Genomic DNA, 13489 nt, shown 5'->3' with positions numbered 1-13489 from the left:
TTACAGCGCGTCGATTACCGGGCGAAATCGGCCCGGTCCAGCCGGGTCGAGACAGCGAACGCGCCCAGCCCGCAGAGCCCCGCCGCCGCGGCGGCCCAGCCGTAGCCGCCCGTCGCGTCCACCAGTGCACCGGCCACCGGCACGCCTAGCAGCGCACCGATCCCGGCGGCTGTGTACACCAGCCCGACCAGCCAGCCCAGCCCGCGCACGCCGAAGGCATCGGCGATCACCGCGGGCTGCAGCGCGATCCAGCCGCCGTAGCCGACGCCGAGCACCACGGCGAACGCGACCAGCACCGCGAACGGCCCGCCGAACGCGATGTGACCGAGCCAGAGCCCGAACGCCGCCGCGAGCACGGCGAAGCTCGCCTGGAACGTGCGCACCCGCCCGAACCGGTCGGCGATCGCCCCGAGCGCGATCCGGCCGACGACGCTGGCGACGCCGATGATCCCGACGAGCGTCGCCCCCGCCACCGGGCTCGCGCCGCTCGTCGCGGCGTACACCGGAAGGTGCACCACCGGCACGAACAGCGCGAACGCGGCGAGCAGCGTGGTGGCATACATCGACCGGAACGGCGCCATCCCGGCCAGCACCCGCAACGGCGGGCCGCTCCCGACGCCCGCCGGCTGGGGCGGGCGCCGGACCACCGCCGCGCAGCCGACGAGCAGCGCCGCACCGGCGAGCCCGAACACGACGTGCGTGCCGCGCCAGCCGATCGTCGCGATCAGGGTGGCCGCGAGCGGGGCGCCCAGCAGGGTGCCGACACCGATCCCGGCCACCGCAACGGCCATCGCGACGGCCCTGCGCCGCTCGAACCAGCCGCCGACGGCCGCGACAAGCGGCACGTACCCGCATGCCACGGCGATCCCGACGCCGGCGCCGTAGGTGAGGTAGCCGACCCACAGCTGGCGCACCGTCGCGGTGAGCAGGAGTCCAGCGGCGAGCGCGGCGGCACCGGCCAGCAGCACGGGCCGTGGGCCGATCCGGTCGGCGATGCGCCCGGTGACGGGGCTGAGCTGGAACCAGCAGAACGCGGTGATCGCGAAGACGAGGGAGGTGGCGCCGCTCCCGGTGCCGAACTCCGCGGCCATCGGAACGAAGAAGGCCCCGAAGCTGTACCCGACGCCGAACACGACGGCCATGGACACGAACGCCGCCGCGACCGTGCGCCAGCCGGCGGCCGTGTCGAGCTCGGATCCCGGCGCCGCTGCCACGATCGGAGCGTACGTCCGCGGCCGGATGCGGATCAGGGCCCGGCGGCGCGGATCACAGATCCGATGCGTGGCCGAGTAGCTCACCCGTTCGGATCGGGGCCCGCATCGACGTGGGACGATGGGGAGACCCCGTACGAGAAGGAACAGTGTGAGCTTCGCCGATCAGACGTTCACCCCGCCGGAGCTGATCCGGAACTTCTGCATCATCGCGCACATCGACCACGGCAAGTCGACCCTGGCCGACCGCATGCTGCAGCTCACCGGCGTGGTCGAGGAGCGCCTGATGCGCGCCCAGTACCTCGACCGGATGGACATCGAGCGCGAGCGCGGCATCACGATCAAGGCCCAGAACGTGCGGCTGCCGTGGCGGGTCGACGGCAAGGACCACGTCCTGCACCTGATCGACACCCCGGGCCACGTCGACTTCACCTACGAGGTCTCGCGCGCGCTCGAGGCGTGCGAGGGCGCGATCCTGCTCGTCGACGCCGCCCAGGGGATCGAGGCGCAGACCCTCGCCAACCTGTACCTGGCGCTGGACAAGAATCTCACGATCATCCCGGTCCTCAACAAGATCGACCTGCCGGCGGCGGACCCCGACCGCTACGCCGCGGAGATCGCCCACATCATCGGGTGCGAGCCGTGGGACGTCCTGCGGGTGAGCGCGAAGACCGGCGACGGCGTGGTGGAACTGCTCGACCAGGTCGTCGACGTGGTTCCGGCCCCGCAGGGCGACTCGGACGCTCCCGCCCGCGCGATGATCTTCGACTCGGTGTACGACACCTACCGCGGCGTCATCACCTACATCCGCGTCGTCGACGGGAAGATCACCCCGCGCGAGCGGATCAAGATGATGTCCACCGGCGCCGTGCACGAGCTCCTGGAAGTGGGCATCGTCTCCCCGGACCCGAAGCCCTCGGTAGGACTGGGCGTCGGCGAGGTGGGCTACCTGATCACCGGCGTGAAGGACGTGCGTCAGTCCAAGGTCGGTGACACCGTCACCAGCCAGCGCAAGGGGGCCACCGAGCCGCTCACCGGCTACCGGGAGCCGCGGCCGATGGTCTACTCCGGGCTCTACCCGGTGGACGGATCCGACTACCCGGAGCTGCGCGACGCACTGGACAAGCTGCAGCTCAACGACGCGGCGCTCACCTACGAACCGGAGACGTCGACGGCGCTCGGCTTCGGCTTCCGCTGCGGCTTCCTCGGCCTGCTGCACCTGGAGATCACCCGCGACCGGCTGGAGCGTGAGGCCGGACTGGACCTGATCTCGACCGCGCCCAACGTCGTCTACCGGGTGATCCTCGACGACGGCTCGGAGATGGTCGTCACCAACCCCTCGGACTGGCCCACGGGCAAGGTCGCCGAGGTGTACGAGCCGATCGTCAAGACCACGATCCTGGCGCCGTCCGAGTACATCGGCGCGATCATGGAGCTGTGCCAGACCCGGCGCGGCCAGCTCGGCGGCATGGACTACCTGTCGGAGAGCCGAGTCGAGCTGCGCTACACCATGCCTCTCGCGGAGATCATCTTCGACTTCTTCGACGCGCTGAAGTCCCGCACCCGCGGCTACGCCTCGCTCGACTACGAGGAGGCGGGTGAGCAGGCGTCCGACCTGGTCAAGGTCGACATCCTGCTGCAGGGTGAGCCGGTCGACGCGTTCTCGGCCATCCGGCACAAGGACCAGGCATACGCCTACGGCACCACGATGGCCTCCAAGCTGCGCGAGCTCATTCCGCGCCAGCAGTTCGAGGTGCCGATCCAGGCGGCGATCGGGTCCCGCATCATCGCGCGCGAGAACATCCGCGCGATGCGCAAGGACGTGCTCGCCAAGTGCTACGGCGGGGACATCACCCGCAAGCGCAAGCTCCTGGAGAAGCAGAAGGAGGGCAAGAAGCGGATGAAGACCATCGGGCGGGTCGAGGTCCCGCAGGAGGCCTTCGTCGCGGCGCTGTCCACCGAATCCGCCACGGACAAAGCGAAGAAGTAAGGAACCCGCGCGTCCCCGATTCCGTCTGTGCAGGTCGAGACGAATGAGGGGACCATGGGGGGCATGACCATGGACGGCCTGCGCCCCTGAAGCCCGGACACCGTGTGATCACGCCCCGGGTGCGCGGACGGCCATATGTGGCCGTGGATGCACCGGAAGCCTGATCTTGCGAGGCAAGATCATCGGCTCGGCGCGGAAACGGCCACATCCGGCCGGCTCTGCACCAGACCGCTGATCATGGTCGGGTGCTATGTCGGCTCGGTGCTCAGCTCGATCACCGCGGCGTCGGGGCCGAGCTCGAGCACCCGCACCGCCAGCGTGCCGCGGTCCGAGCCGAACCGGACGGAGCCGGCGTTGCCCACCACGCCCAGCCCGTCGCCGGTGGGCCGGTGCACCCAGAACGCCACGGCGAACGGCCCGATCGACGACACCGAGAGCCCGGTCGGGCCTGCCCGGCCGTCGAGGGGGACGGTCACCGGACCGGTGATCCGGAGCGTGCAGTTCCCGTCGAGGCACGCGGCGACGTCGCCGGGTGGCTGGGCCGACGCGGTGGCGGGTGGGCCGAGCAGGCCCAGCGCGAGCGCGGTGAGCAGGGCGGCTGCGGCGGTCGAGCGGCGCACACCCCGGACGCTAGATCAGCACCGGCGCGGCGGCTGCCCGGATGACCCGGTCGGGGGGCACGATGAGACCCATGGGTGTCAGCCTCCTCCCGTACGCCCCGGCCGTCACGGGCGCCGTCCTGCTGGTCGCGCTGCTCATCGGCGTCGCGGCGGGGCGCGCGAAGGGCAGGTGGACGATCCTCGTGGCAGGCCTCATGGTCATCGCAGCCGTCGGCGTGGTGCTCACCGCGGCCGGGGACACACCGGCGGGGGAGGATCCCGCTGCCGAGCTCACGACGCTGTACACGATCACCCTTCCGCTCGTGATCGCCTACCTCGCGGGCTGGCTCCTCGTGCGCGGTGGCTGGTTGCGCCGCTTCCTCGTGATCGCGGTGGGCGCGCTGTTGCTCGTCGCGTTCCCGTACGCCGCGGCCGGCCAGGCCACGGCCGACGCGTTCCTGCGCGGCGGCTGACTCGCCGCTCACAACTCCCGTGCCGCGGTCGGATCGCCGGGCTAGCGTGAACCGCGTGCTGACCGCGCTGGACTCCCCGATCGTGCTGGCGCCGATGGCCGGCGGACCCACCACCCCCGACCTGGTCTCCGCGGTGTCCGACGCGGGCGGGTTCGGGTTCCTCGCGGGCGGCTACCTCGACGCCGACGCGCTCGGCGCCGCGGTGGCCGCGGTCCGCAAGCGCACCGAACGGCCCTTCGGCGTGAACCTGTTCCTCCCCGGCGAGCGGCACGGCGCCGGGGTGGCCTCCTACCGCGAGCGGCTCGTCGCGGCCGGCCTCGAGCCGGGGGACCCGGTCTGGGACGACGACGGGTACCCGGACAAGCTCGCGCTGCTGCTGTCGGACCCGGTGCCGGCGGTGTCGTTCACGTTCGGCTGCCCCGACCCGGATGCGGTGTCCCGGCTGCACGCGGTCGGCAGCGAGGTGCTCGCCACCATCACCACCCCGGAGGAGGCGCGGCAGGCCGCCGCGGCGGGCGTCGACGGGCTCGTCGTGCAGGGCGTGGAGGCCGGGGCGCACCGGGGCGTGTTCGAGAACGATCCCGCCGACCCGGCGGGCGGGCCGCAGTACGGGCTCCTCGCGCTGCTGCGGCTCGTCGCGGCGGCCGTCGACCTCCCGCTGGTGGCCACGGGCGGCATCGTCGACGGCGCGGGCGTCGCCGCCGTGCTGGCCGCGGGCGCGTCGGCCGCCCAGCTCGGCACCGCGTTCCTGCTCTGCCCCGAGGCCGGCACGAAGCCCGCCCACCGCGCGGCGCTCGGCGATCCGGAACGCCCTGCGACAGCGATCACCCGCGCGTTCACCGGCCGCCCCGCGCGCGGCATCCGCAACACGTTCCTCGACGACCACACCGACGCGGCCCCGGCCGCCTACCCACAGGTGCACCACATGACGCGACCGATCAGGGCCCACGGCGACCCGGCCTCCATGAACCTGTGGGCGGGCCAGGCCTACCCGCTCGCCCGGTCGCTACCGGCGGCCGAGCTGGTGGCGACGCTGCTCGAGGAGGCCCGCGAGGCCACCTCCCGCGCCGCGGCGGGTGTTGCCCGATGACCGGGAAGATCGAGTCGGTCAACGTCGCCTTCGTGCGCAGCGACATCGACACCCGGGCGCCGGACGGGCGCACCGGGATCGACAAACGACCGGTCGACGGCCCGGTGCTGCTCACGGCCGCCGGGGTGCAGGGCGACACGATCTGCCACACCAAGCACCACGGCGGCCCGGACCAGGCCGTGTACGCCTACGCGGCCGAGGACCTCGCATTCTGGGCGGCCGAGCTCGGGCAGGAGTTCCGGCCCGGCGGGGTGGGCGAGAACCTCACCGTGTCCGGTGTGGACTGCACCGGCGCGGTGCTCGGCGAGCGCTGGCGGGTGGGTGAGGCGGTGCTGCAGGTACGCAGCTCGCGCAATCCGTGCCGGGTGTTCGCCGGATTTCGGGGCGTGCCGGATCTCGTCAAGCGGTTCATCGCGGCCGGACGGCCGGGGGCGTACCTGGCCGTGGAGCGGCCGGGGCTGGTGCGCGCCGGCGACACGGTGGAGCTGCTCGACCGGCCGGACCACGGCGTGACCGTGGCCGACCTGATGGCGGCGTCCACCGTGGCGCGCGAGCGGGCACCCGAGGTGGCCGTGGCCCGGGGGTACATGGGGGTGCGGGACCAGGCTTGGCTGGATCGGGCGTTGGAGCTGTCGGGGGCGTAGTTCGGGGTCGCTGTCGGGGGATAGGGGGATCAGGCGGGCTGGCTCGCCAGCGCCTCGAGGAGCTCGGCGAGCTGGGCCCGCTCGGGGGTGTGGGGGGAGCCGAGGGCATCGCCCGCCCGGCGCTCCACCCGGCCGCAGACCCTCTCGACGACGGCGCGGCCTCCGCCCGCGAGGTGGACGAGCACTCGCCTGCGATCGATGGGGTCGGTGCGTCGGTAGGCCAGCTGCGCGGCGACCAGACGGTCGACGACGCGGGTGGCCGTGGGCGCCGGCAGAGCGGTGTGCGAGGCGATCTCGCCCATGCTCCGCCCGCCGCCGCGGGCCAGCATCAGTAACACGCGCCAGCCGTCTCGGCTCACGCCCTCGGCCGATGTGACGGACGAGAGCGCGGAGGCGACGGCGCGGTCCAAACGGTCGAGCAGCTCGACCAGACCTGTCACCCGCGGCGCCGGGGCGGGATGCGCATTCCCCGGCGCCATTCGACTTGGTGGCTCAGACACGGTCACACACTGTACGTCCTGAGAGGGCCGATCGGGGTTCTCAGGAAGCCGAGGCGCTAGACGAACGGCGGATTCAGCGCGATGAACGGCTTCATCTAGTGAATACGATCTTCCCGGACGTGTCTCCATCGAGCATCGCGCGGAACCCGTCGGCGGCCCGATCCATGGAAAGTTCGAGCCCGATCTGGGGTGAAATTCCGGCGTTCTCGACGAATTGCAGCAGGTCAACGAGCTCTTGGCGGGTGCCCATGGTCGAACCGATCACGCGCAGCTGGAGGAAGAACAGCCGCTGGAGGTCGGCGCCGGGGTTGGGCCCACTGGTGGAACCGGAGACGACTATCACCCCACCCGGCTTGAGCGCTCGCATCGAGTGCGACCACGTCGCGTCACCGACCGTCTCGAAGACGGCGTCGACGCGCTCCGGCAGCCGCTCGCCCGACGGGAACGTGCGGTGGGCCCCCAGCCGCTCGGCGACCGCGCGCTTCTCATCGGTGCGACCGGTCACCCAGACCCGCATCCCCGCGGCGCGGCCCAGCTGCACCAGCGCCGTCGACACCCCGCCGGACGCGCCCTGCACGAGCATCGTCTGGCCGGGCTTCAGGCCGGACTTCGTGAAGAGCATCCGGTAGGCGGTGAGCCATGCGGTGCCCATCACCGACGCCTCGACGGCGGTGAGCCCGGCCGGCTTCGGCACGGCGTTGCGGGCGGGCACCACGACGGTCTCGGCGAACGTCCCCTGGTGCTTCTCCGTGAGGAGCGTGCGCTTGGGGTCGAGGGTCTCGTCGCCGTCCCACGCGGGGTCGCCGATCACCGAGTGCAGGACGACCTCGGTGCCGTCCTCGAGGGTGCCGGCGCCGTCGCAGCCCAGGATCATCGGGAACTGGTCCGGCTTGATCCCCACACCCCGCAGCGTCCAGATGTCGTGCATGTTGAGGCTCGCGGCGGTCATGGTCACGGCGACCCACCCGTCGGGAACCTCCGGGGCGGGGCGCTCTCCCACGGTGAGCGAGTCGAGCGGAGCGTCGGCGTTGGGCTCTGCGGCGTAGACGGCGAACATGGCGCGAAATCTAGCCAGGATCGCGCAGGTCTACTGTGTGAGACGTGCTGCGGGCAGTTGCGGACTGGTGGGACGCGGTCGAGCTTTGGCTCACACAGCTCCCGTTCGGGTTCCAGGTGCTGCTCGCCACGGTCGTGCTGGTCCCGCTGTGCTGGGGCACCGCCGTGCTGTCCGACCGCGTCGTGAACGCCGCGGCAGCCCGGATCGCCGCTCGCCGGGCCGTCGGGCGCGACTGATCACTCCCGACCGTCGCTGTGACGGTCGCCGCATTTCTCAGCGCCACTTCAGATAACGACTTGCTCTCAGCTTCGCCACAGCGCTCAGCCATCAGGGTGGGCGCAACACCCGATGCGCCCGCTTCGGGTGATCCGGCGAGCGGAAGGCCCATGACGACCTTGCAGGAGCACCCCGTCCCGACCCGTGGCCGTACCGCCCAGGTGCGATCGGGTCTCCTGCGTGGATGGCGGAGTCCGCAGCACCGCGACGGGCTCGCGCTCGTACTCAGCTCCGGACTCACCTCGGGGCTCGGGCTGCTCTTCTGGATACTGGCCGCCCGGTTGTACGACTCGGCCACCGTGGGTGTGAACAGCACCGTCCTGTCCGCGATGACGCTCCTGGGCACCGCGGCGCAGCTCAACCTCGGTAACGCGCTGCTGCGTTTCGTCCCGGTGGCGGGTCGGCACGTCCGCACGCTCGTGGTGTGCTGCTATGCCGCGGCCATCGCCGCGGCCGCACTGGCCGGTGCGGTGTTCGCCCTCGGCGCCTCGTGGTGGGCGCCCGAGCTGCACTCCGCGTTCGGCGGGTCAGAGCTCCTGGCGTTCTTCACGCTCTCCACGCCGGTGTGGGCGATGTTCGTCATCCAGGACTACGTCCTGCCCGCGCTCAAGAAGGCCACGCTCGTCCCGGTGGAGAACCTGGTGTTCTCCGTGCTGAAGATCGTGTTCCTCGGCGGGGCGGCCGCGCTCGGGATGTCGAGCGGGCTCGCCGTGTCCTGGGTCGCGGCCACCGCGGTGATCGTCCTGATCGTCACGGTCTACCTGGCGCGGGTGCTCCCGCGGGACCGCGCTGACGAGGCCGACCGGGCGCCGGCCACTGTCACGGTGCGGGACGTCGCGTCGTTCGTGCGGGCCGACTACGCCGGCACGGTGTTCCTGCTCGCCGCGGTGTTCGGCCTCCCGCTGGTGGTGTTCGCTCGCCTCGGCGCGGAGGCGGCCGCCGTGTACGGCATCACCTGGCAGATCGCCTATGCGCTCTACCTGATCGTCAACGGCATGGGGCAGTCGCTCGTCGCCCACGTCGCTGCCGACCCCGCCCGGCTCGAGGCGGCCCGTCACAGCATGATCTGCAAGGCGATGGCGCTGCTCGTCCCGGCGGTGGTCGTGATCGCTGGGGCGGCCTACCCGCTGTTGTCGCTGTTCGGCGCCCACTACGCCCAGGAGGGCAGCCTGCTGCTGGCGCTGCTCGCGCTGTCGGCCGTGCCCAACGCCATCATCTCGTCGGCCGTCTGGGCCGCGCGCGTGCGCCGCGACGGGCGGGTCCTGTTCGGACTGCCTGCGGCGATCACGACGGTGGTCATCGGCGCGAGCTGGTTCCTGATGCCGGTGATGGGCATCGTCGCCACCGGGGTCGCGTGGCTCGGCGCCCAGAGCATCGCGGCGGCGGGTGTGCTGGCAGTGCGCGCCATGGCGAGGAGGCGGCCGCGCCGGCCGCATGTGTAGTTCTCAGGCACGACCCAGGTCAGGCCGCCGCCGCGGCGAGAGCGGACAGCGTCTCCGAGCATCCGGCGTCGACCCGCACGGTGGCGAGCGGGTCGCCCCGGGTCGCGCCCCGGTTGACGATCACGACGGGGACGCCGGCCTTGTGCGCGTACCGCACGAACCTCAGGCCTGACATCACCGTCAACGACGAGCCGGCGACGAGCAGCGCCGCGGCCGCGTCGACCATGGCGTAGGCGCTGGCCACCCGATCACGCGGCACGTTCTCACCGAAGAACACCACGTCCGGCTTCAGCACGCCGCCGCACCCGGTGCACCGGGCCGGCCGGAACCCGTCGACGGCCGCGAGCTCCGCGTCGCCGTCCGGCGCGGCCTCGACGGCGGTGCCTGCCGCCTCGACGAATCCGGGGTTGAGCACCGTGAGCCGCTCCTGCAGCTCGGCGCGGCTGCTACGCCGCCGGCATCCCACGCAGACGACGTCGGCGATGCGCCCGTGCAGGTCGATCACGGCCCGGCTCCCGGCGGCCACGTGCAGCCCGTCGACGTTCTGCGTGATCAGCCCGTGCAGCGCACCGCACCGCTCGAGCGCGGAGAGCGCGCGATGGCCGGCGTTCGGTGCGGCGTGCCCCATGCGGGCCCACCCGACGTGGCTGCGTGCCCAGTACCGCCGCTGCGCCGCCTCGCCGGAGAGGAACTCCTGGTAGGTCATCGGGGTGCGGCGCGGCGAGCCCGGACCGCGGTAGTCGGGGATACCGGAGTCGGTGGACAGGCCTGCGCCGGTGAGCGCGACGATCGGGCGGCTCGCGAGCACGCCGAGCGCGCGGTCGAGCGCAGGTGCCTCCAGCACGTCCACGGTTGCCAGGCTAGTGCTCCCCACCGGAGGTTCGCCGGAGGTCTCGGCGGCCCAGCTCCACGCTGGACGCACCGGCGGACAGCCCGAGTACGCCCGGTACGAGGGCTGCCCGCCGGCACGCCCAGCGAGAAGCTGGATCCACCGATACCCCCGACGAACCACCGGTGGGAAGCACTGGCTGTCGCGTTCGTGCAATACCGCGGCTTCGCGGGGAGGCATGCTCGACGCATGGATACGGCAGACCACCTGCGACAGAGCATCGACCTGGCCGTCGCGACGATCCGTGACACCGAACTCGCTCGCTACGACGACCGGTCGCCGTGCGCGGACTACACCGTCCGCGATGTCGTGAACCACCTGGCGTTCGGGTTCCTGCTGGCGCACCGCTCCGGCGCCCGCGAGCCGTGGGACCCGTCGTGGAGCGGGGAGGATCGCACGCCCTACCTCGTCGGGCTGCCCGAACAGATGTGGGCGCAGGCCTGCGCCGATGAGGCGGGGGCCGCCGCGCGCGTGTGGGCCGAGCCGTCCGCGTGGCAGGGCGAGGCGAGCATGGGTGGCGCGGCGATGCCCGCGGCCGCGATCGGCTCGATGATGACGGCCGAGTTCGCCGTGCACGCCTGGGACCTCGCCCGTGCGTCCGGCCGGTCCCTCGACGTCCCCGAGGCGCTCGGCGCCGTGGTACTCGATGGCGTGCTCGCGATGGCGCCGTCCGGGCGGGAGGGCGGCTGGTTCGGTGCCGAGGTCACGGTGCCGGCCGATGCGCCCGCGTTCGAACGTGCCCTCGCGGCGTCCGGTCGCGACGCGCGGTGGACGCCGTGACACGGCAGGCTGGCCTGATGGATGTGCGCGAGGTCAACAAACGCGTGATCGAGCAGTTCCGGACGGGCGGCGAGGTCGACGGGATGCACCGCGAGCGCCTGGTGCTGCTCACCACCACGGGGCGGCGCACGGGAGAGCCCCGCACCACCCCGATGATGTTCCACCGCGACGGCGACCGCGTGCTCGTGATCGCGTCGAACATCGGGGCGCCCCGGCACCCGGACTGGTACCTGAACCTCGTGGCCGACCCGGAGGTCACCGTCGAGGTGGGCGACGAGTCGGGTGCTCCCCGGCACGCGGTGGCGCGGACGCTCGAGGGCGCCGAGCGCGAGCCGGTGTGGGAGATGCTGAAGGTGACCTACCCGTTCTTCGCCGAGCACGAGCGGAAGACGACGCGGACGATCCCGGTGGTCGAGCTGGCTTCGCCGGAGACGCGCTGACCAGGCGCCGATCAAGCCACCGGTGGTCGAGTAGGGACGGCGCCTCAGCGCCGTCCCGTATCGAGACCACCACCGGGCCGACTCGACCTGCCGGGGGATCGTGCGCGGCCTCCTACTCCCGGACGCGAGCGTCCACCGCGGGATGCGCATCAGGGCTGTCCGCGCCGAGGCCCGCGAGCAGGCGCAACCCGTCCTCGGCGGGGCTGGAGGGGGCCGCGGAGAGCACTAGCAGCTCAATTCCTGATTCGTCCGGAAGTGCGAAGTTCTCCTGGTGTAGTTCCAGCAGCCCGACCAGCGGATGCCGGGTATGCCTTGCGTCCATGTGTGCGGGCGCGGACGTCCGCGCGGGCCCAGAGGCGTCGGAAGCGCTCGCTGCCCATTGCCAGCTCGCCGATGGTCGAGGCCAGGCGGGGGTCATCGGGGTATTTGCCGGCGGCCAGGCGCAGGTGCCCGACCACGTCGAGGGTGCAGTTCTCCCAGTCCGCGTAAAGGCCGCGCTCGGCCTCTTCGAGGAAGATGTGCCGGGCGGAGTTCAGACCCGGCATCGGCCGGCCGTAGAGGAGCCCGGCGAGGCGGTTCCCGGCGAGGACGTCCATGCGGTGGTCCATGATCAGCGCGGGTGCGTCGGTGACCAGTTCGAGGACGCGCAGCAGCTCCGGCCGGACCCGCCCGACCGGCGCCTTCGCGCGGCGGCGACGCTGCCGGGCGAGGCGGTAGAGGTGCCCGCGTTCGGTCTCGTCGAGGCCGAGGACGCCTGCGAGCGCGTCGAGGACCTGCTCGGAGGGCTGGGTCGAGCGGCCCTGCTCCAGGCGTACGTAATAGTCGACGCTGACTCCGGACAGGTGCGCGACGTCTTCGCGGCGCAGCCCCTCGACCCGGCGGCGCCTGTCGGTGGGGATGCCGACGGCCGCCGGGTCGACCCGGGAACGCCGGGTTCGCAGGAAGCCCGCAAGATCGTCCATGCGCCCAGTATGGCCGTCGGTGGTGCCCCTGAAGGTGGTCCTGCGGTTACCAGGAAGTCCCGTCCGATGGAAGCGGCGCCCCTGAACGCCGGGCGCCTCGGCGCCCAAGATCGAAGGCATGAAGGCACTGATCGTCTACGCCCACCCGGAGCCGAAGTCGCTCAACAGCTCGCTCAAGGACCTCGCGGTGTCCACATTGGAGACTGCCGGGCACGAGGTACGGGTGAGCGATCTGTACGCGATGAACTGGAAGGCGGTCGTGGACGCCGCGGACTACGGCCCCAACGCCTCGAGTCCGCTGAAGGTCGCCCTCGACTCGGGCCGGGCCTTCGACGCCGGGACGCTCACCCCGGACGTCCTCGCCGAGCAGGAGAAGCTGTTGTGGGCCGACACGATGATCTTCCAGTTCCCGCTGTGGTGGTACGCGATGCCCGCGATCCTCAAAGGGTGGGTGGACCGGGTGTTCACCTACCACTTCGGGTACGGCGTCGGCGAGCACAGCGACACCAGGTACGGCGAGCGCTTCGGCGAAGGCACCCTCGCGGGCAGGAAGGCTCTGCTGTCGGTGACGGCCGGTGGCCCGGAGTCGCATTACGCGGCTCGCGGGATCAACGGTCCCATCGACGATCTGCTGTTCCCGATCCAGCACGGCATCCTCTATTACCCTGGCATCGAGGTGCTGCCGCCGTTCGTGCTGTACGGCACCGACCGGATGACCGACGAGGACTACTCGGATGTCGCCAAGGCGTGGGAGCAGCGCCTGCTCACGCTGGAGTCGACCGAGCCGATCGCGTTCCGGAAGCAGAACTTCGGTGACTACGAGATCCCCTCGCTACACCTGAAGGAAGGGCTGGAGCTCGCGGGCCGGACGGGTTTCGGGCTGCACGTGCACGGGTGACCGCAGCTCACACACCGATTCTGGTGCCGGTACAGCGACTGCAGTCGGTGTGTGGCGGCGGATGTCGGTGTGTGAGGCGTCATCGATACGCAGTACTGCGTATTGCCCGGATTCGTCGCCCTCGTGAGCATCGCGAATGAGCCATTGCTCGGCATACGAGGGGGAGGACCCGTGACAAGTCCTTTGGTGCGGCAGGATATCTGGAAGTTGGAGCAATCCGGGCCATGGCACCCGGTGA

Annotated in this window: 16 protein-coding genes; 9 read left to right on the top strand and 7 right to left on the bottom strand. The window is 71.7% G+C overall.

The window, feature by feature from the left end:
* Positions 1-14: 14 nt before the first annotated feature.
* On the bottom strand, positions 15-1214 hold the full coding sequence (locus tag K1T35_RS33940) for an MFS transporter (protein WP_220255841.1): 1200 nt from the start codon (positions 1212-1214) through the stop codon (positions 15-17).
* Between the two features lie 148 nt (positions 1215-1362).
* On the opposite strand from K1T35_RS33940, the gene lepA reads away from it, so the two are divergent.
* Positions 1363-3201, top strand: a complete 1839-nt coding sequence (gene lepA / locus K1T35_RS33935) for a translation elongation factor 4 (RefSeq protein WP_255621035.1) — start codon at positions 1363-1365, stop codon at positions 3199-3201.
* Positions 3202-3449: 248 nt separating this feature from the next.
* Here lepA and K1T35_RS33930 read toward each other — a convergent pair whose 3' ends face one another.
* Positions 3450-3821, bottom strand: coding sequence for a hypothetical protein (locus tag K1T35_RS33930; protein ID WP_220255839.1), 372 nt, complete (start codon positions 3819-3821; stop codon positions 3450-3452).
* A gap of 71 nt (positions 3822-3892) precedes the next feature.
* Here K1T35_RS33930 and K1T35_RS33925 point away from each other — a divergent pair, with 71 nt between their 5' ends.
* The 3 genes from K1T35_RS33925 to K1T35_RS33915 are packed head-to-tail and all read left to right on the top strand — an operon-like array spanning position 3893 to position 6007.
* A complete protein-coding gene (locus K1T35_RS33925) occupies positions 3893-4273 on the top strand; it encodes a hypothetical protein (RefSeq protein ID WP_220255838.1) in 381 nt (126 codons plus the stop codon).
* 55 nt (positions 4274-4328) lie between these two features.
* On the top strand, positions 4329-5363 hold the full coding sequence (locus K1T35_RS33920) for a nitronate monooxygenase (RefSeq protein WP_220255837.1): 1035 nt from the start codon (positions 4329-4331) through the stop codon (positions 5361-5363).
* Positions 5360-6007 carry an MOSC domain-containing protein gene (locus K1T35_RS33915; RefSeq protein WP_220255836.1) on the top strand — a complete coding sequence of 216 codons (648 nt, stop codon included), beginning with the start codon at positions 5360-5362 and terminating at the stop codon, positions 6005-6007. The genes K1T35_RS33920 and K1T35_RS33915 overlap by 4 nt, the downstream gene beginning before the upstream one ends.
* A gap of 29 nt (positions 6008-6036) precedes the next feature.
* On the opposite strand, the gene K1T35_RS33910 is transcribed toward K1T35_RS33915, so the two are convergent.
* The gene (locus K1T35_RS33910) at positions 6037-6507 is read right to left on the bottom strand and encodes a MarR family winged helix-turn-helix transcriptional regulator (protein ID WP_220255835.1); all 471 of its coding nucleotides are present in this window, start codon (positions 6505-6507) and stop codon (positions 6037-6039) included.
* Positions 6508-6598: 91 nt separating this feature from the next.
* Entirely contained in the window at positions 6599-7564 is a 966-nt protein-coding gene (locus K1T35_RS33905) for a zinc-binding dehydrogenase (RefSeq protein WP_220255834.1), read from the bottom strand.
* Between the two features lie 44 nt (positions 7565-7608).
* Here K1T35_RS33905 and K1T35_RS33900 point away from each other — a divergent pair, with 44 nt between their 5' ends.
* Together K1T35_RS33900 and K1T35_RS33895 are read left to right on the top strand one after the other, a co-directional pair.
* Positions 7609-7800, top strand: a complete 192-nt coding sequence (locus K1T35_RS33900) for a hypothetical protein (protein ID WP_220255833.1) — start codon at positions 7609-7611, stop codon at positions 7798-7800.
* A gap of 150 nt (positions 7801-7950) precedes the next feature.
* Complete coding sequence (locus K1T35_RS33895) at positions 7951-9282, top strand: lipopolysaccharide biosynthesis protein (RefSeq protein ID WP_220255832.1); 1332 nt, start codon at positions 7951-7953, stop codon at positions 9280-9282.
* Between the two features lie 19 nt (positions 9283-9301).
* Here K1T35_RS33895 and K1T35_RS33890 read toward each other — a convergent pair whose 3' ends face one another.
* On the bottom strand, positions 9302-10141 hold the full coding sequence (locus K1T35_RS33890; protein ID WP_370645527.1) for an NAD-dependent protein deacetylase: 840 nt from the start codon (positions 10139-10141) through the stop codon (positions 9302-9304).
* Positions 10142-10360: 219 nt separating this feature from the next.
* Between K1T35_RS33890 and K1T35_RS33885 the strand changes: the two genes are divergently transcribed.
* Together K1T35_RS33885 and K1T35_RS33880 are read left to right on the top strand one after the other, a co-directional pair.
* Positions 10361-10951, top strand: a complete 591-nt coding sequence (locus tag K1T35_RS33885; RefSeq protein WP_220255830.1) for a TIGR03086 family metal-binding protein — start codon at positions 10361-10363, stop codon at positions 10949-10951.
* Positions 10952-10968: 17 nt separating this feature from the next.
* The gene (locus tag K1T35_RS33880) at positions 10969-11391 is read left to right on the top strand and encodes a nitroreductase/quinone reductase family protein (protein WP_220255829.1); all 423 of its coding nucleotides are present in this window, start codon (positions 10969-10971) and stop codon (positions 11389-11391) included.
* Between the two features lie 112 nt (positions 11392-11503).
* Here K1T35_RS33880 and K1T35_RS49880 read toward each other — a convergent pair whose 3' ends face one another.
* Both K1T35_RS49880 and K1T35_RS33875 read right to left on the bottom strand, forming a co-directional pair.
* Complete coding sequence (locus K1T35_RS49880; protein ID WP_370645184.1) at positions 11504-11713, bottom strand: hypothetical protein; 210 nt, start codon at positions 11711-11713, stop codon at positions 11504-11506.
* Positions 11625-12353: a helix-turn-helix transcriptional regulator gene (locus tag K1T35_RS33875; RefSeq protein WP_255621033.1), complete on the bottom strand. Its 729-nt coding sequence runs from the start codon at positions 12351-12353 to the stop codon at positions 11625-11627. Before K1T35_RS33875 ends, K1T35_RS49880 begins: the two co-directional genes overlap by 89 nt.
* A 118-nt stretch (positions 12354-12471) precedes the next feature.
* Between K1T35_RS33875 and K1T35_RS33870 the strand changes: the two genes are divergently transcribed.
* On the top strand, positions 12472-13251 hold the full coding sequence (locus tag K1T35_RS33870; RefSeq protein WP_220255828.1) for an NAD(P)H-dependent oxidoreductase: 780 nt from the start codon (positions 12472-12474) through the stop codon (positions 13249-13251).
* Positions 13252-13489 lie beyond the last annotated feature (238 nt).

This window comes from Pseudonocardia sp. DSM 110487 (assembly GCF_019468565.1).
In the GTDB taxonomy this organism is placed as follows: Bacteria; Actinomycetota; Actinomycetes; order Mycobacteriales; family Pseudonocardiaceae; genus Pseudonocardia.
Note: the sequence above shows the minus strand (reverse complement) of the source record. Positions and strands in the feature narration are given on the sequence as shown.